Annotated in this window: 16 protein-coding genes and 1 tRNA gene; 13 read left to right on the forward strand and 4 right to left on the reverse strand. The window is 68.1% G+C overall.

Annotated features, from left to right (window positions below):
* Nucleotides 1-4 precede the first annotated feature (4 nt).
* Nucleotides 5-1,207 carry an MFS transporter gene (locus tag EJL01_RS11875; RefSeq protein WP_125107838.1) on the reverse strand — a complete coding sequence of 401 codons (1,203 nt, stop codon included), beginning with the start codon at nucleotides 1,205-1,207 and terminating at the stop codon, nucleotides 5-7.
* A 120-nt stretch (nucleotides 1,208-1,327) separates the two neighbouring features.
* Here EJL01_RS11875 and EJL01_RS13025 point away from each other — a divergent pair, with 120 nt between their 5' ends.
* On the forward strand, nucleotides 1,328-1,480 hold the full coding sequence (locus EJL01_RS13025) for a hypothetical protein (RefSeq protein WP_164509816.1): 153 nt from the start codon (nucleotides 1,328-1,330) through the stop codon (nucleotides 1,478-1,480).
* Nucleotides 1,481-1,498: 18 nt separating this feature from the next.
* On the opposite strand, the gene EJL01_RS11880 is transcribed toward EJL01_RS13025, so the two are convergent.
* Entirely contained in the window at nucleotides 1,499-2,464 is a 966-nt protein-coding gene (locus EJL01_RS11880; protein ID WP_125107839.1) for an MsnO8 family LLM class oxidoreductase, read from the reverse strand.
* A gap of 154 nt (nucleotides 2,465-2,618) precedes the next feature.
* Here EJL01_RS11880 and EJL01_RS11885 point away from each other — a divergent pair, with 154 nt between their 5' ends.
* Nucleotides 2,619-3,563: a ribokinase gene (locus EJL01_RS11885; protein WP_125107840.1), complete on the forward strand. Its 945-nt coding sequence runs from the start codon at nucleotides 2,619-2,621 to the stop codon at nucleotides 3,561-3,563.
* Nucleotides 3,564-3,624: 61 nt separating this feature from the next.
* A complete protein-coding gene (gene treS / locus EJL01_RS11890) occupies nucleotides 3,625-5,871 on the forward strand; it encodes a maltose alpha-D-glucosyltransferase (RefSeq protein WP_125107841.1) in 2,247 nt (748 codons plus the stop codon).
* 2 nt (nucleotides 5,872-5,873) lie between these two features.
* Here the strand turns inward: treS and EJL01_RS11895 are convergent, their stop codons facing one another.
* Nucleotides 5,874-6,926 (reverse strand): NAD(P)-dependent alcohol dehydrogenase, encoded by a 1,053-nt coding sequence (locus EJL01_RS11895; RefSeq protein ID WP_125107842.1) that lies wholly within the window; start codon nucleotides 6,924-6,926, stop codon nucleotides 5,874-5,876.
* A 127-nt stretch (nucleotides 6,927-7,053) separates the two neighbouring features.
* On the opposite strand from EJL01_RS11895, the gene EJL01_RS11900 reads away from it, so the two are divergent.
* The gene (locus EJL01_RS11900; protein ID WP_125107843.1) at nucleotides 7,054-7,884 is read left to right on the forward strand and encodes a siderophore-interacting protein; all 831 of its coding nucleotides are present in this window, start codon (nucleotides 7,054-7,056) and stop codon (nucleotides 7,882-7,884) included.
* Nucleotides 7,885-7,964: 80 nt separating this feature from the next.
* The gene (locus EJL01_RS11905; RefSeq protein ID WP_125107844.1) at nucleotides 7,965-8,765 is read left to right on the forward strand and encodes an aldo/keto reductase; all 801 of its coding nucleotides are present in this window, start codon (nucleotides 7,965-7,967) and stop codon (nucleotides 8,763-8,765) included.
* 129 nt (nucleotides 8,766-8,894) lie between these two features.
* Here EJL01_RS11905 and EJL01_RS11910 read toward each other — a convergent pair whose 3' ends face one another.
* Nucleotides 8,895-9,548 carry an MBL fold metallo-hydrolase gene (locus tag EJL01_RS11910; RefSeq protein WP_164509817.1) on the reverse strand — a complete coding sequence of 218 codons (654 nt, stop codon included), beginning with the start codon at nucleotides 9,546-9,548 and terminating at the stop codon, nucleotides 8,895-8,897.
* A gap of 127 nt (nucleotides 9,549-9,675) precedes the next feature.
* On the opposite strand from EJL01_RS11910, the gene EJL01_RS11915 reads away from it, so the two are divergent.
* From EJL01_RS11915 to EJL01_RS11950, 8 genes are all read left to right on the forward strand, one after another.
* Nucleotides 9,676-9,751 (forward strand) — tRNA-Glu (locus EJL01_RS11915).
* Nucleotides 9,752-9,853: 102 nt separating this feature from the next.
* Nucleotides 9,854-10,708 (forward strand): PP2C family protein-serine/threonine phosphatase, encoded by an 855-nt coding sequence (locus EJL01_RS11920; protein WP_125107846.1) that lies wholly within the window; start codon nucleotides 9,854-9,856, stop codon nucleotides 10,706-10,708.
* Nucleotides 10,709-10,885: 177 nt separating this feature from the next.
* On the forward strand, nucleotides 10,886-12,346 hold the full coding sequence (gene leuC, locus EJL01_RS11925; RefSeq protein ID WP_125107847.1) for a 3-isopropylmalate dehydratase large subunit: 1,461 nt from the start codon (nucleotides 10,886-10,888) through the stop codon (nucleotides 12,344-12,346).
* Complete coding sequence (gene leuD / locus EJL01_RS11930; protein WP_125107848.1) at nucleotides 12,346-12,999, forward strand: 3-isopropylmalate dehydratase small subunit; 654 nt, start codon at nucleotides 12,346-12,348, stop codon at nucleotides 12,997-12,999. The genes leuC and leuD overlap by 1 nt, the downstream gene beginning before the upstream one ends.
* Nucleotides 12,996-14,372: a UDP-N-acetylglucosamine 1-carboxyvinyltransferase gene (gene murA, locus EJL01_RS11935; protein ID WP_164509818.1), complete on the forward strand. Its 1,377-nt coding sequence runs from the start codon at nucleotides 12,996-12,998 to the stop codon at nucleotides 14,370-14,372. The genes leuD and murA overlap by 4 nt, the downstream gene beginning before the upstream one ends.
* Nucleotides 14,373-14,375: 3 nt before the next feature.
* Nucleotides 14,376-15,191: a lysophospholipid acyltransferase family protein gene (locus EJL01_RS11940; protein WP_125107849.1), complete on the forward strand. Its 816-nt coding sequence runs from the start codon at nucleotides 14,376-14,378 to the stop codon at nucleotides 15,189-15,191.
* Entirely contained in the window at nucleotides 15,188-16,273 is a 1,086-nt protein-coding gene (locus EJL01_RS11945) for an NAD(P)H-dependent glycerol-3-phosphate dehydrogenase (RefSeq protein WP_125107850.1), read from the forward strand. The genes EJL01_RS11940 and EJL01_RS11945 overlap by 4 nt, the downstream gene beginning before the upstream one ends.
* The gene (locus EJL01_RS11950) at nucleotides 16,270-17,379 is read left to right on the forward strand and encodes a D-alanine--D-alanine ligase family protein (RefSeq protein ID WP_125107851.1); all 1,110 of its coding nucleotides are present in this window, start codon (nucleotides 16,270-16,272) and stop codon (nucleotides 17,377-17,379) included. Before EJL01_RS11945 ends, EJL01_RS11950 begins: the two co-directional genes overlap by 4 nt.
* Nucleotides 17,380-17,389: the final 10 nt, after the last annotated feature.

The raw sequence follows: 17,389 nt of genomic DNA on the forward strand, positions 1-17,389 counted from the left end.
GCCGCTACTCGCGCTTGCGGCCGTCGAGCGCCCACGCCGTCGCCATGACGACGAGCCCCGCGAGCGGCACGACGAGCAGGGCGAGCCGAAGCGAGGCGTGATCGGCGACGAACCCGACGAGCGGCGGCGAGAGCAGGAAGCCGAGGCGTAGGAGCCACGACACGAGCGTGAGGCCGGTGCCGGGGCGAAAGCCGGGCAGCTCATCCGCCCGGTGCATCGCGGCCGGGATGAGCGTCGCCACGCCGAAGCCGGCGGCCGCGAAGCCCGCGATCGTGCCTGGCACGGTCGGGAACCAGAGCGCGAGGCCCATGCCGGCGAAGGTGAACGCCCCACCGGCGAAGGCGACGGCGCGCTGACCGAAGCGGTCGGTGAGCGGGTCGCCGAGGATGCGCCCGACGAACTGCGCGCCGACCAGCGCGATGAAGCCGAGCGCGGCGAGCGACTCGGGCGCGCCGAGCGAGTCGGAGAGATAGAGGGCGGCCCAGGATGAGCCCGCGTCCTCGACCGTCGCGCCGGCGATGGCGATGAGCACGAGCATGAACAGCGTGACGTAGATGCGTGGCGATGGGCGGGTCGCGAGTGAGCGCACCACCTCAATGCCCTGCGTATCCAACTCAACCTCCGTGTCGCGCCCCGGCAAGAGATAGCGGTAGGCGACGAGCGCGACGGTGGCGAACAACGCCACCGATATGCCGAGGTGCAGCACGAGCGGCAGGCGCAGCGCGATCGCGGCCGCAGACATCGCGCCGCCGATCACCGATCCGATCGACCAGATCGCGTGGAAGCCATTGATGATCGACTTGCCGTAGCGGCGCTGCACCCGCAGGCCGTGCGTGTTCTGCGCGACGTCGGTGACCGCATCCATCGCCCCGCCGAAGGCGAGTGCCGCGACGAACAGCGCGAGCGTCGGCGACGCGCCGGCGGCGAGGACGCCAACGCCGGTGGCGATGGTTCCGGCAACCGCGACCTTGCCCGAGCCGAAGCGGCGGATCAGCGCCCCGGCCGCGAGCCCCGCAAGAATTGCGCCGAGGGGATACGCGATGACCGCGAGCCCGTAGACGGCGTTGTCGAGGCCGAGCTGCGCCTTAATCTCGGGGAAGCGCGGCACGATGTTCGCGAAAATCGCGCCGTTCGTGAGGAACAGGGCGCCGACCGCGCGGCGAGCCCGCGCATCCTCGAGGAGCGGGGCGGCGGGGTTCGTCGTCATGCCCGCGATCGTATCCTCCGGGTGTTTCGTCACACGGGGTGGACCCAGGAACATTGAGGGAACGTCGACCGAGCGGGCGTAGCTTGGCACCCAAGTTCCCAACGAGAGCAAGGTGTGACCATGTCTATCGACCCCATCTCCGTGCCACTGCCGAACGTCGACGCGCCACCGCACGAGCCCGATGTCGTCAGCGACCCCGCCGAAAACACCGAGCCCGGTTCCGACTGGGCCGATGAGGGCGGCGCCGTCGAGAAGGGCCACGACGCCGACTGAGCCCGCTGCGAATGAGCGTTAGGTGAGCCGCGCCGCGAGCGCCTCATCGGTGGCAGCAATGGCCTCGCGGTCGAAGGTACTCGAACTCACGAGCAGCCCCTCGACGCCGGTGCGGGCGACGAGTTGCTCGAGCCGTTCGGCGACGTCGTCGGCCGTGCCCGCGATGCCGCGGCGTACCTGTCGCGCGAGTTCCTGCTGCAGCTTCGCATCGGCGGCGGCACGCAGGCGGTGCACCTCCTCGACCGGCTGCAGTGCGCGAAACTCGCCGACATTGCGCGAGTCGGCGAGGGCCCACGCCTCGGGGAGGAGCAGTTCACGGGCGCGCTCGCGCGTCGACGCGATCATGACATCGACGTTGGCAATGAGGCGAGGCTCGGGGGCGTCCTCGCTCGGCACGTAGTTGCTGCGGTAGGCCTCGAGCGCCTCGGCATTGTCGAGTAGCGAGCCGCCGACGATCACCGGCAACCCGAGTTCGGCCGCGAGCGTGAGGCCACCCCGAATCGCGAGCAGATAGATCAGCGGCGCCGCGACCCGTGGCATCGTGCGCACCGGTCCCTCGCCGCGGACGAGCGCGCGCACCTGGGCAATCTCGTTGCGGTACTCCTCGTCGGTCACGCGCATCCGGCCGAGTGCCTCGCGCACCGCGGGGATGAAGCCGAGCGAACCGCCGAGCCCAAGGTCCACGCGACCCGGATGCAGTGCCTCAAGCAGCGCCGCCTGCTCGGCAATGACGAGCGGGCGGTGATTCGGCACCATGATGCCGCCGGTGCCGAGGCGGATGCGCCGCGTGCGCGCGCCGATGGAGGCGAGCAGCAGGCCCGGTGTCGCGCTCGCGATGCCGGGCACGCTGTGGTGTTCGGCGACCCAGAAGCCGTGAAACCCGAGCTCGTCGGCGCGCACAGCGCGGTCGACCGTGGCCGCGACGGTCTGCGCATCCGTGTCGCCGACGCGCGTTCGAGTGCGATCGAGCAACGAGATCTGCATGAGGTTCCTTTCGCCGGGCTTCCCAGAGGGCAACGGAGTTTGCGCGGTGAAATTCCGCGAGGCGACGCGCCGAGGCCGACGCCGAGAGTCGGTGTCGGATGTTCGTCGTATGTTGGCACGGCAGCATCCAGTGGAGTCGAGAGGGCAGGTGCGCATGTCGAACGCCAAAACGGCAAGCTCTGCGGTCATCGTCGTCGGCAGCGTCAACGTCGACCTCACCGCAGCGGGCACGCCGGTGCCGAGTGCGGGGGAGACCCGCACCGGCGACCGCTTCGCCCTGGGCCTCGGCGGCAAGGGCGCAAATCAGGCCGTCGCCGCGGCTCGGGCGGGCGCCACCACGCGGCTCGTCGGCTGCGTCGGTGACGACATCTTCGGCATCGTCGCGATTCACGAGCTGTGCGAGGCCGGGGTCGACCTCGGCGAACTGCACGAGGTCGACGGCACGACCGGCGTCGCGCACATTCGCGTTGACGCGGCGAGCGGCGACAACTCGATCTTCGTGATTCCCGGCGCCAACGCGGCCCTCACCCCCGAGCGTGCGGTCGCGAGCCTGCGGGCGATCGCGCCCGGCGCCGGCGTCGTGCTGCTGCAGCTCGAGGTGCCGCTCGAGACGGTGGTTGCCGTCGCGGCCGAGGCCACCGAGCTTGGCCTGACCGTCGTGCTCGACCCGGCCCCCGCCCGCGAGCTGCCGGCGTCGCTGTGGCGCGACGTCGAGGTGGTCACCCCGAACGAGCATGAGGCCGGGCTGCTCTCGGGCATTGAGGTCACCGACGACGCCTCCGCCGAGCGAGCCGGGCGCTGGTTCCTCGAGCGCGGCGTGCGCGTGGTCCTCATCACCCGCGGCGCGGCCGGGGCGAGCCTCGTTACCAGCGCCGGAGCCGAGCACCTCGCCACGGTCGCCGTCGACGCCGTCGACACGACCGCGGCAGGCGACTCGTTCGCGGGCCACCTTGGCGCCGCGCTCGCGGCGGGCGGGGAACTGCGCGAAGCGGTCACGCGGGCACTTGCGGCCGGCTCGCTCGCGGCGACGCGAGTCGGCGCATCCGAGTCGATCCCGACGCGCGACGAGGTCGACCGCGCGCTCGCGGCGCGACGCTAGCGGCCATCCAGGCTGCGCGTACTCGCCACTCCTACACTGGCCCCGAGCGATGGGAGGCCGCATGGTCGAGCAGAATACCAATGAGCACAAAGGGCGCGGACGCCCGCGCCTGAGCCTCGGCATCAGCCGCATTCAGCGCACGTTCGCCGACCCGCGCCGGGCCGACGCATCGAATCCCTCGTACGTGGAGTGGCTCAAGCGGCACTCGATGCTTGGCGACGCGAATGTTATGGCGCGGGGGTTGTCGGGTCAGGCGAGCATGTGGCGCAACGCGTACGCCGTGCCCGACGCGCGCCGCGCGCTCGACCAGGCCTCCGTGTGGTTCACGACCTACCCGAGCGCGATGATCACGGAGCCGGGGGAGTCGTTCCTCGCGACCCTCGGCAACGAGGAACTCTGGCGCGCGTTCGCTCGCGTCGGCATCGGTGCGATTCACACGGGGCCGACGAAGATCGCCGGCGGCATCGTCGGCTGGCAGACGAGCCCGAGCGTCGACGGCCAGTTCGACCGCATTTCAACGCGCGTCGACGGCGCGTTCGGCACCGAAGAGGAATTCCAGCGGCTCACCGACCGGGCCGAGGAGTTCGGCGGCATCGTCATCGACGACATCGTGCCTGGCCACACCGGCAAGGGCGCCGACTTCCGCCTCGCCGAGATGGGGTACAAGGAGTATCCCGGCATTTTCCACATGGTGAACATCCCCGAGGAATTCTGGCACCTGTTGCCCGAGTTGCCCGAGGGCGAGGACTCGGCGAACCTCAGCCCCTCGGCCGAGGCGGCGCTCGCCCGCGAGGGGCTCATCATTGGCTCGCTGCAGCGCGTCATCTTCTACCAGCCCGGCGTGAAAGAGACGAACTGGAGCGCGACGGGTGAGGTGCTCGGCGTCGACGGCGTCACGCGCCGCTGGGTCTACCTGCACTACTTCAAGGCGGGGCAGCCCACCATCAACTGGCTTGACCCCACGTTCGCCGGCATGCGCCTCGTCATCGGCGACGCGCTGCACTCGCTCGGCGACCTCGGGGCGACGGCGCTGCGCCTCGACGCCAACGGTTTCCTTGCCGCCGAGCGCTCAGTCGACGGCCGGCCGGCGTGGTCGGAGGGGCACCCGCTGTCACACGCCGCCAACCAGTTCATCGGCAGCATGATTCGCAAGGTCGGCGGCTTCTCGTTCCAGGAACTCAACCTTGCGGTCGAAGACATCCGCGACTCGGGCGCAGCCGGCGCTGACCTCTCGTACGACTTCATCACTCGTCCGGCGTACCAGCACGCCCTGCTCACCGGCGATACCGAATTTCTGCGGCTGACGCTGCGCACCTCGCTCGAGTACGGCGTCGAGCCCGCGAGCCTCATTCACGGAATGCAGAACCACGACGAGCTCACCTACGAGCTCGTGCATTGGACCTCACGTCACGGTGCCGACACCTACATCTTCCGCGACCAGGAGGTTGCCGGTGCCTCGATCGCGGCGACCGTGCGACACGAACTCACCGAAAAGCTCACGGGTGGTGAGATCGATTACAACCTCGTGTTCACGACGAACGGCATCGCCTGCACGAGCGCGACTGTCGTCGCCGCGTCGCTCGGTGTGCAGCGGCTCAACGACATCGACGACGAACTTACGGCGCGCATCCGCAAGGGCCACCTGCTCCTGGCGAAATATAACGCCTGGCAGCCAGGCGCGTTCGCGCTCTCGGCGTGGGATGTGCTCGGTGCGCTGACCGTGCCGCAGCAGGCGGTCGACGAACTGATCGACGGCGGCGACACGCGTTGGATCGAGCGCGGCGCGGTGGACATCATGAATGCGAACCCCGAGGCCGAGGCATCCGAGGCGGGGCTACCACGCGCCCGCACGCTCTACGACTCGATTCCCGAGCAGCTTGACGACGATGAGTCATTCCTCAGCGAACTTTCGCGGGTCATCCAGGTGCGCGAGCAGCACCGCCTGCCCCAGGCGAGCCAGGTCGACGTGCCCGAGGTGTCGCATCCTGGTCTGCTCGTGCTCGTGCACCGACTCGACGAGGGCAATCCAAACCAGCTCGACGCGCAGATGCAGGTGACGGTGCTGAACTTCTCGCACGAGCCGGTGTTCGGCATCGTGCGCTCCGACGAGCTGCCGACCCGCAGGCTCGTGACCGATGCGGTGAGCCGCGAGGTCATCGGCCGCGTCGACGACCTGCAGAGCTTCCCGGTACAGATCGCACCGATGGAGGGTCTGTTCCTGCTCATCGGCGGCGACGAGACGCCGACGTCAGCAATCCCGGTCGTGACGTCGGCGATGCTCGCCGAGCGGGGTGGGCAGGCCGGCTAAGGCTAGGCCTGGTGCGGCACGACGACGGCGCGGCCCGAGAGCTTGCCGTCGTGGAGGTCGTGGTAGGCCTGCAGTGCGTCGGCCATCGCGTAGCGCTTCACCTCGGGCTTGATCTGGCCGTTGCGGTAGAGCTCGGCGACCTCGTAAAGCTCCTCGATCGTGCCCCAGTAGGTGTTCGTGAGCTCGGCCTCGTAGGGGTTCGAGTAGAACGACCAGCTCACCTCGCCGCCGGCGATGCCAACGATCGTGATGCGGCCGCGGCGGGCGACGACCTGCTGAGCCGTCTCGATGGTGGGTTTGACACCGACGAAGTCGAACACCGCATCCACGCCCTTGCCGCCGGTGAGCTCGCGGATTCGCTCGACCTGACCCCCGCCGCCGGGTACCGTGACGGCGCCGTTGCGCTCGGCTTCGGCCATCGCCTCGGGCTTCGTGTCGGTCGCGATCACGGTGGCGCCGGTGATGGCGCGGAGGATCTGCACGGCCACCTGGCCGAGGCCGCCGAGGCCGATGACGAGCGCGGTCTTGCCGCCACCTGCGAGCTTCGGCAGCGCGAGCTTGATGGCGTGGTACGGCGTGAGACCGGCGTCCGACAGTGGCGCGGCGTCAATGGGGTCGGCTTCGCCGAGCGGCACGAGGTTGCGGGCGGGCACGACGAGGTATTCGGCCATGCCACCGTCGCGGCCAAGGCCAGACGCGAGGTACGGCATCGTGGCGACGTTGTCGCAGTAGGTGTCCTGCCCACGGCTGCACGCGGCGCAATGGCCGCAGCCGATGGGGCCGTAGACGAGGTACGCGTCGCCCTTCGTGAACCCGGTGACGCCCTCGCCGACTTCCTCAACCCAGCCGGAGTTTTCGTGGCCGAGCGTGAACTCGGGTTGCATCATGCTCGCGACGGGGAAGTCGGCGTCGTAGTCGCTGAAGACCGCGACGTCGGAGTGGCAGGCGCCCGCGCCGGCGACCTTGAGCAGCACCTCGCCGGGGCCGGGCGTCGGCTTCTCGACGTCCTTGAGTTCGGGGAATGTCTTCCAGTTCGTGAAGCGAACTGCCTTCATGATTTCCTCCTGGGGGCCGCGCCGGGTTCCTGCCTGGAACCGCGTGGGCGTGGCGTTCACGGCAAGTGTAGGTCTGGGAATCTGAATGATTTCGCACGGTCAGGGTTGCAAGTTAGGCTTACCTAATATGACGACCGCGAATGCACAGCAACCCCGCAAGGCCAAGCCCCAGACGGTGCTCGAGGTGGTGCGCACCACCCGGCTCAACGACTGGATGCAGCGGGTCACGCTCGGCGGCCCGGGCTTCGCCGACTTCGTGCCGAACGACTCAACCGACGCCTACGTGAAGCTCGTGTTCGTGAAGCCCGAGCTCGGCCTCACGCCCCCGTACGACATGGCGGTGCTGCGCGAGGAACTTGCCCCCGATGACCGCCCGATCACGCGCACCTACACGATCCGCTCGATCGACGCCGAGGCGGGCACGCTCGACATCGACTTCGTCATTCACGGCGAGGACGGCTACGCCGGCCCGTGGGCCGCGACGGCGCAGCCCGGCGACCAGCTCGTGCTCCTCGGCCCGGGTGGCGGCTACGCACCCGATCCCGCGGCCGACTTCCACCTGCTCGTCGGCGACTCGTCGGCGCTGCCCGCGATTGCGGCCGCGCTCGAGAGCATGCCCGCCGACACCCGGGGCCTGGCGCTCGTCGCGCTCGACCACGATGAAGAGCGGCAGGAGGTCGCGCATCCCGCCGGCGTCGAGCTGCTCTGGCACGTCGAGGAAGGCACCGCGGCCGACACCGAGCGGCTGGCGGGGCTCGTGACGGCGCGCGACTGGCCCGAGGGCGACGTGCAGGTCTTCGCACACGGTGAGCGCGAGACGATCAAGGCGCTGCGTCGCGTATTCCGCGAGCGCGAGGTGCCGCGCGAGCGACTCTCGATCTCGGGCTACTGGGCACTCGGCCGCACCGAGGATCGCTTCCAGGCCGAGAAGCGCGAGCCGATCGGCAAGATCGATTAGCGACGAGTCGGTGGCCGCGCGGCCGGAGCCCGGAGCCGGGCATCCGGGCGCGGCTCAGCCTGCGGGCATAGCGTTTGGGCATGACCGACAACGAACTTGAGCAGCAAACCATTGGCTTCGGCACCTGGCCATTCCAGGACGATGAGGCGACCACCGCGGTCGCGAGCGCGATCGGCGTCGGATACCGCCTCATCGACACGGCGTCGCGGTACGAGAACGAGGCAGCGGTCGGGCGCGGCATCGCCAGGAGCGGCGTGCCCCGCTCGCAGTTGTTTGTGCAGACGAAGCTGCGCGGCAACGACCACGACCGCGTTGGTGACGCGCTGAAGTCGAGCCTCGAGCTCCTCGGGCTCGACTACCTCGACTCGTGGCTCATCCACTGGCCGCTGCCGATGCTCGGTAAGTACGTCGACGCGTTCGAGCAGATGCTGCAGGCGCGCGACGAGGGGCTCGTGCGGAACATCGGCGTCTCGAATTTCTTACCGGAGCACCTCGACGCGCTCGAGGAGCGCACGGGCGAGCGACCCTGGACGAACCAGATTCAGCTCGACCCGGGCCTGCGCCGCGACGACCTCGTCGCCGAACTGCGGGCCCGAGACATCAACATCCAGGCGTGGTCGCCGCTCGCGCGGGGCGACGTCGGGCAGGATGCGGTGGGCGAGATCGCGCGCGCCCGAGGCCTCTCGCCGGCGCAGGTCATGCTCGCGTGGCACTCCGCGATCGGCAGCGTGCCGATCGTGCGCTCGGTGAACACCGACCGCCAACTGCAGAATCTCGAGGCCGTCCGCATCCACCTCGGCGACGACGAACTCGCCGCGATCGCGAAGCAGCCGCAGCGCGAGCTCGGCGACTTCGACCCCCGCACCCACGACGAGCGCTAACCGCGTGGCGGCGCCTGTCCTCGCCGCTTGCCAGCCATTGGGTGCGGTTTTCTCCGGGAGCTGCGGTTGTGGCCGCATCGTTCGTAGAAAACCGCACCCAATACAACGGCGGCGGATGCGCGGCTGCCGTTAGAGCGCGAAGGAGTCGTAGGGTGCGAGGTCGAGATACTTCGCGCCGACCGACTCGGCGATCTCGCTGAAGCGCGCCGTCGCGAGCTGCTTTCCTGGCAGGGCGAGCAACATCTCGTGCACGCCGAAGGCCCGCTTGGGGCGCACCTGCGCGAGGTAGTCCATCGACTCGGCCATGCGCATCCAGGGCCCGTACTTCGGCACGGCCAGCGCCTCGACGGGCAGCGGCGGTAGATCGTAGGCGTCGCCGCCGTAAGCGAGCTTGCCGTTGATGACGACGCCGAGGTTGTCGATGATCGGAATCGATGAGTGGATCTCGGCGTGCTTGCCGCCGAAGCACGAGATCTTGAATTCGCCGATCTCATAGTTGGCGCCCGGCTTGCCGACGATGACGTTGCGCAGGCCTTCGATGCCGGCGTCTCGGATGCGCTCGGCCGTCGCCGCGGTGGTCACGACAGTCAGGCCGGGGGAGCGCTCGGCAAGCCTCGCGAGCTGCTCGGGCGTCCAGTGGTCATCGTGCTCGTGCGTGATGGCGACGAGGTCGACGAGCGCGGCCTCGGTGATCGGGGTCGTGAACTTGCCCGGATCGATGAAGCACTTGCGGCCGCTCTCCTCGATGAGGATGCAGGCGTGCTCAAGCTTGGTGACGCGCACGGAGTCTTCCTTTCGGATCGCTCGGATTGGCCCAACCTTGGGCCCGAAAAAGGGCAACCTCAGAATTCTCGCACGCCGATTTGACCATGCGCTGAATCATGTGCCAAGATAGACGAGTTGTCAGCGCGGCCCCATCGTTTAGCGGCCTAGGACACCGCCCTCTCACGGCGGCAGCGCGGGTTCAAATCCCGCTGGGGTCACCAACCTGACAAAGCCCGGATCGCAAGGTCCGGGCTTTGTTGGTTTCCACGGCGTGCCTCGAACCCGCTAAGGTTTTTTGGCAGGCAGAACGCATAGGGGTGGAAGTGGCCGAAGAGCTAATCACTACGCTCGCGACCCGCGGCGGCAACATTGAACTCCGCGCCGTCGCAGCGACGGACATCGGTGCTGTGCGCGCCGTCAACGAGGACTCCGTCTACACCCGTGCACCGATCTTCCTTGTCGCCGACGGCATGGGCGGCCACCACTACGGAGATCGCGCGAGCCAGGCCATCGGCGCGGCCTTTGACGAGTTGCTGCCCTCGAGCGAGCCGTCGACCCCCGCCGAAATCCTCGCTGTCATCGACGCGGCGAACGACCGCATCCAAAACCTCATCACCGAGGCCGACGGCCCAGGGGCGGTCGCCGGCACGACCCTCACCGGCGTCGCGCTCGTCGAGGTCGCGGCGGGCGACGGCGACGAGATCCTGCCGCACTGGATGATCTTCAACGTCGGCGACTCGCGTGTCTACAGCTGGAATGGCCGCGAGGTCGTGCAGATCACAGTGGACCACTCGGCGGTGCATGAGCTTGTGGCGCTCGGCGTCATCACGCCGGAGGAAGCCCTCGTGCACCCTGACCGCAACGTCATTACCCGCGCCGTTGGGTCGGATACCTTCGTCGACACTGACCTCTGGCTCATGCCCGTGCAGGGCCACCAAGTCTTCATCATCTGCTCCGACGGGCTCACGAAAGAGCTCGAGGACGAGCAGATCTCGGCGACGATTCGGAACCACATCGAGAACACCCACGACAAGGACACGCTCGCGCAGGCGCTCGTTGCGGATGCGCTGCGGCATGGCGGCCGCGACAACGTCAGTGTCGTGGTGGTTGAGTCGACCGTGGTCGCTCCTGAGGGGGTTGAAGCGCCGCCGAGCGCTTCCGCCGAGCCGGGCCAGTGAGACTACGTTCTCGGCGAACGTCGAAAACGACCTATCTGACGAATTTGGGCCGGTTGCTACGATGACGTGCATGCGTGTTCTGCGGCTCCTTCTGTGCCGCGACGGGATTTAGCCAAAGGCGACCCCGTCGCGGAGTCAGTCATCGCCTGAACCGCTGAACCAAGAGAAATTGGAACCATGAGCACAGAATCCGCACAGGCGCCCAAGACGCTGCCCGAGAAGGTGTGGGACGCCCACATTGTGAAGCGCGGCGAGGACGGTGCGCCCGACCTCATCTACATCGACCTGCACATCATGCACGAGGTCACGAGCCCGCAGGCCTTCGATGGCCTCCGTCAGGCCGGCCGCCCGGTGCGCCGCCCCGACCTCACGATCGCGACTGAGGACCACAACACCCCGACGGTGAACATCCTCGACCGCATCGCCGACGACACGTCGCGCACGCAGATCGACACCCTGCGCCACAACGCCGAGGAGTTCGGCATTCGTCTCCACTCGCTCGGCGACCGCGAGCAGGGCATCGTGCACGTCGTCGGCCCGCAGCTCGGCCTGACGATGCCCGGCGTCACGGTCGTATGCGGCGACTCGCACACCTCGACGCACGGCGCGTTCGGCGCGATGGCGTTCGGTATCGGCACGTCGGAGGTCGAGCACGTGCTCGCCACCCAGACCCTGCCACTGAAGCCGTTCAAGACCATGGCCATCAACGTCGAGGGCACGCTGCGCCCCGGCGTGACGGCGAAGGACATCATCCTCGCGGTCATCGCGAAGATCGGCACCGGCGGCGGCGCGGGCTACGTGCTCGAATACCGCGGTTCGGCGATCCGTGAGCTCTCGATGGAGGGCCGCATGACGATCTGCAACATGTCGATCGAGGCGGGCGCCCGCGCGGGCCTCGTCGCTCCCGACGACACGACGTTCGACTACCTCAAGGGCCGCCCGCACGCGCCAGCGGGCGCTGACTGGGATGCCGCGGTCGAGTACTGGCGCACCCTGCGCACCGACGAGGGAGCGACGTTCGACGCTGAGGTGTTCATCGACGCGAACGAGCTCGAGCCCTTCGTGACCTGGGGCACGAACCCCGGCCAAGGTTCGCCGCTGTCGGAGGTCGTGCCGAACCCGGCCGACATTGCCGACCCGAACGAGCGCACTGCCGCTGAGCGCGCGCTCGAATACATGGACCTCAAGGCCGGCACGCCGCTCAAGGACGTCAAGGTCGACACGGTGTTCATGGGCTCGTGCACGAACTCGCGCATCGAAGACCTCCGTGCCTTCGCGAGCATCATCGAGGGCCGCCAGAAGGCGGATGACGTTCGCGTCATGGTCGTGCCGGGTTCGGCCCGCGTGCGCCTGCAGGCCGAGGCCGAGGGCATCGACCGCATCGTGAAGGACTTCGGTGCCGAGTGGCGCTTCGCCGGCTGCTCGATGTGCCTCGGCATGAACCCCGACCAGCTCGAACCGGGCGAACGCTGCGCCTCGACCTCGAACCGCAACTTTGAGGGCCGCCAGGGCAAGGGTGGCCGCACCCACCTCGTCTCGCCGCTCGTCGCGGGCGCGACCGCGGTGCGCGGAACGCTCTCAAGCCCATCCGATCTGGAGCCCGTCGTGGCACCGGCACACGCGGGAGAGGCCGCCTAATGGACAAAATTTCAAGGATTGACGGCACCGGAGTTCCGCTGCGCCGTTCGAACGTCGACACCGACCAGATCATCCCGGCGGTGTTCCTCAAGCGCGTCACGAAAACCGGCTTTGACGATGCCCTGTTCGCGAACTGGCGGCAGGACCCGGAGTTCATCCTGAACCAGCCCGAGTACGCGAGCCCGCGCGTGCTCGTCGTCGGCCCCGACTTTGGCACCGGCTCGAGCCGCGAGCACGCCGTGTGGGCGCTCAAGGACTACGGCTTCCAGGCGGTCATCGGCTCGCGCTTCGGCGAAATTTTCCGCGGTAACTCGGGCAAGCAGGGCCTGCTTATCGCCATCATCGAGGAGCCCCAGGTCGAGCAGATCTGGGAGTACCTCGAGGGCGACCCCGGCGCCGCGGTGACGGTAGATCTTGAGGCGCAGCTTGTGCGCGCGGGTGAACTCGAGTTTGGTTTCGAGATCGACCCGTACATGCGCTGGCGCCTCCTCGAGGGGCTCGATGACATCGGGCTGACCCTCCGCGACGAATCGGCAATCGACGAGTTTGAGAAGACTCGCCCGAGCTGGATGCCGCGGACCCTGCCCGCACTGGGCGAAACTGAGCCGGGAATCCCGGCAATTACCGAAGCAACTGGAGGGAATCGCGCGTGAGCACACTGACAGAGGACGCTGCACGTTTCGCAAAGTTCTCGGGACTCGACGCCGACACCATCACTTTCCACGGGGGCCAGCCCCTCAACGGACGTGTCCACGTACGTGGTGCCAAGAATTTTGTAACCAAGGCCATGGTCGCGGCCCTGCTCGCCGATACGCCGAGCGTGCTGCGCAATGTGCCCGACATCTCTGATGTTCGCATCGTTTCGGGCTTGCTCGGCGTGCACGGCGTCGAGATTGACCGCGACGTCGAGGGCGGCGAGATCCGCCTCGACCCGTCGAACGTGAAGCGTGCGCACTCGGCAGAGATCAATGCGCACGCCGGGTCGAGCCGCATCCCGATTCTGTTCTGCGGCCCGCTGCTGCACCAGCTCGGCGAGGCCTTCATTCCCGACCTCGGTGGCTGCCGCATTGGTGACCGCCCGATCGACTTCCACCTCTCGGCACTGCGCTCGTTTGGTGCCGCGGTCGACAAGCTGCCCGAGGGCATCCGCCTCACCGCGCCGAACGGCCTCACGGGCGCGAAGATTCACCTCGACTACCCGTCGGTTGGCGCGACCGAGCAGGTGCTGCTCACCGCCGTTCGCGCGCAGGGCCTCACCGAGCTGTCGAACGCCGCCATCGAGCCCGAGATCATGGATCTCATCAACCTGCTCCAGAAGATGGGCGCCGTCATTTCGGTGGACGCCGACCGCGTGATCCGCATCGAAGGTGTGTCGTCGATGCACGGCTACGACCACAAGTCGCTGTTTGATCGCAACGAGGCCGCGAGTTGGGCTGCCGCCGCACTCGCGACCCGCGGTGACATCTTCGTCGAGGGAGCGACCCAGAGCGAGATGCTCACCTTCCTCAACGTCTTCCGCAAGGCGGGCGGGCGCTTCGAGGTGCAGGACGACGGCATTCGTTTCACGCACCCCGGCGACGCGCACGAGTTGCGTCCCGTCGTGATCGAGACGGATGTGCACCCGGGCTTCATGACTGACTGGCAGCAGCCGGTCGTGGTCGCGCTCACGCAGGCCCCCGGCGTCTCGATCGTGCACGAGACCGTGTACGAGCAGCGCTTTGGCTTCACCGAAGCGCTCTCGGCCATGGGTGCGACCATCGAACTGCACCGAGAGTGCCTCGGTGGCCAGAAGTGTCGCTTTGGCCAGCGCAACTTCGTGCACTCGGCCGTCATCTCGGGCCCGTCGCAGCTGCACGGCGCCGACATTCAGGTGCCCGACCTGCGCGGTGGCTTCAGCCATCTCATCGCCGCGCTCATGGCGGAGGGCGAATCGCGCGTCTCGAACGTTGGCATCATCGCGCGTGGCTACGAGAATTTCCTCTCGAAGCTGCGCGGCCTCGGCGCCGACTTCGAGATCGAGAACTAGACGATGGCGCGAGGTGGACGCTACCCGGAACGGCGCAAACCGTCGCTGTTCTGGGTGATGGCGGGCATCGCGGTGCCGCCATGGTCGCTGCTAACGAAGTACGAGATTCGCGGGAGCCTCCCGCCCACCGGGGCGGCGGTGCTCGCGCCGAATCACTACTCCGACATCGACCCCGTCTCGAACGGCGTCGCGGTATGGAAGCTCGGCCGAAAGCCGCGCTACATGGCGAAGGCCTCGTTGTTCAAGGTGCCCGTCCTCGGCTGGTTGCTGCGCAAGTCCGGGCAGATCCCGGTCGAGCGTGCCCGCGCCGCGAACCTCAGCGGCAGCATGTCGGCCGCCCGCGAGCTCGTGAGCCAGCAGGGCATCGTCATCGTGTATCCAGAGGGCACGCTCACCCGCGAGCCCGACTCGTGGCCGATGCGCGGTAAGTCGGGCGCGGTGCGCCTTGCCCTGGAATCGAATGTGCCGCTGATCCCCATGGCTTCGTGGGGTGCGCAGGCACTCATGCCGCGCTTCGAGAAGAAGTTCAAGTTTCGGTGGCGCACGCCGATCATCGTCAACGTTGGCGAGCCAATCGACCTGACCGAGTTTGCCGGCAAGCACACCTCGCGCAGCGCGGTCGAGGAGGCGACGCGTCGCCTCATGGCCGAGATCACGCGTCTGCTCGAAGAGATTCGCGAGGGCGAGGCGCCCGCCGAGGTCTATGACCCCGCGAACCATGGCGAGACCGAGTTCGGGCTGCCGACGAAGGTGCAGGAGGAACGCGCCTCAGCGAAGCTGCGTCGTCGGCGCGGCAAGAACGAGGGGTCGGCGAAATGAGCGAGTGGTACCCGCTCACCCAACCGCTGACGCTGCCCGCGTTCGCGGAAAACGAGCGGCAGCCCGCCGAGCAGGAGCGCGTGGTCGTGGTTGGCGGCGGTAACTGGGGCACGACCTTCGCAAAGGTTGTCGCCGACGGAGGCCGCGATGTCACGCTCGTCGTGCGGCGCCCCGAACTCGCCGCCGAGATCAACGAGGCGCACCGCAACACCCTCTACCTGCCGGGCGTGAACCTGCCCGCGCGCATCCGCGCCACCTGCGACACCCGCTCGGCCGTCGCTGACGGCTCGATTATCTTCCTTTCGGTGCCCGCGCAGTCGGCCCGAGAGAACCTCGAGGAGTTCTCGTCGGCGCTGTCGCCTAACGCGGCGATCGTGAGCCTCATGAAGGGCGTCGAACGCTCGACCGGCAAGCGCATGAGTGAGGTCATCTCCGAGGTGGCGCACCTCCACGGCGACCGAGTCGCGGCCGCGAGTGGCCCGAACATTGCGCTCGAGATTGCCCGCGAGCAGCCGACGGCGATCGTGGTCGCGAGCCAGTCGCGCGAACTCGCCGTGCGCGTCGCGCAGGTCGCACGCAACAGCTACCTCCGCAGCTACGTCAACGAGGACGTCATCGGCACCGAGTTCGGCGGCGTGCTCAAGAACCTCATCGCCATCGCGATCGGCATTTGTGACGGCGTCGGCTTCGGCGAGAACACCAAGGCGTCGATCATGACCCGCGGTCTCGCCGAGATCACCGATTTCGCGGTGGCCCTCGGCGCCTCGCGCGACACCATGATGGGCCTCGCGGGCATGGGCGACCTCATCGCGACGTGCATGTCGCCGCTCTCGCGCAACTTCACCGCCGGTCGCCTGCTCGGCCAGGGCTACAGCTACCAAGACGTCAACTCGCGCATGGAACAGACGGCGGAGGGCCTGCGCTCGGTATCGTCGATTCTCCAGATTGCGAATTCGCGCCGCGTGCCGATGCCAATCGTGCAGCAGATCGCCGATGTGCTGCAGGGCAAAATGCATCCCTCCGACCTCGCGCCGCACCTCGCCACCGAACACGACGAAGAACCGCAGGGAGAAACCGCATGACCGACACCACCGCACCGCTCACGACCGTGATGCTCGTCTTCGGTGGCCGTTCGAGCGAGCACCAGATCTCGTGCGCCACGGCGTCGGGCGTGCTCGGAGCGATCGATCGCGACCGCTACCGCGTGATTCCCGTCGGCATCACACGTCAGGGCGCGTGGGTGCTCGAGGACGACGACGCCGAGAAGTTCCGCCTCGACCCCGAGCACCTGCCCGAGATCGTCGACAACGGCACCCGTATCCTGCTGCCCGACTCGGCCGACACCCGCGAGCTGCGCGTGCTGCGCGACGGCGTCATCGAGTCGCTCGGCGACATCGACCTCGTGTTCCCGGTGCTGCACGGCCCGTTCGGCGAGGACGGCACTCTGCAGGGCGCGCTCGAGCTCGTCGGCCTGCCGTTCGTCGGCTCGTCGGTGCTCGCGAGCGCCGTTGGCATGGACAAGCACTACACGAAGCTCGTGCTCGAGGCCGCGGGCATTCGCACCGCGCCCGGCATCACGGTGCACGCGCAGGAGTGGGCACAGGCCGGCGACATCGTTACCTCGCGCGTCGCCGATGAGCTCGGCTACCCGGCCTTCGTGAAGCCCGCCCGCGCCGGGTCGTCGGTGGGCGTGTCGAAGGTGGATGCGCCTGAGGCACTTGCTGAGGCAATGCGCGTCGCGCTCGCCGAAGACGACCACGTGCTCATCGAGCGCGGCATCTCGGGCCGCGAGGTTGAAATCGCGGTGCTCGCGTCACGCCCGGGGGAGCGCGCCCGGGCCTCGGTTGCTGGTGAGATCGTCATCTCGAACGGCGGCTTCTACGACTTCGCGTCGAAGTACCTCGACGACTCCGCGGCGCAGCTCGTGTGCCCGGCCGAACTGACCGATGCGCAGCTCGCGGCCGCGCAGGACCTCGCGGTGCGCGCCTTCGAGGCGCTCGGCTGTGACGGGCTCGCCCGCGTCGACTTCTTCCTCGACGACGAGGGCTTCCTCATCAACGAGGTGAACACGCTGCCCGGCTTCACACCGATCTCGATGTTCCCGCGCTGCTGGCAGGAGACGGGCGTGAGCTACCCCGAGCTCATCACCGAGCTCATCGAGGTCGCGCTCTCGCGATACGCGAAGTAGTGATTTCGCG

Origin of the sequence: Gulosibacter massiliensis (assembly GCF_900626105.1) — a bacterium.
In the GTDB taxonomy this organism is placed as follows: domain Bacteria; phylum Actinomycetota; class Actinomycetes; order Actinomycetales; family Microbacteriaceae; genus Gulosibacter; species Gulosibacter sediminis.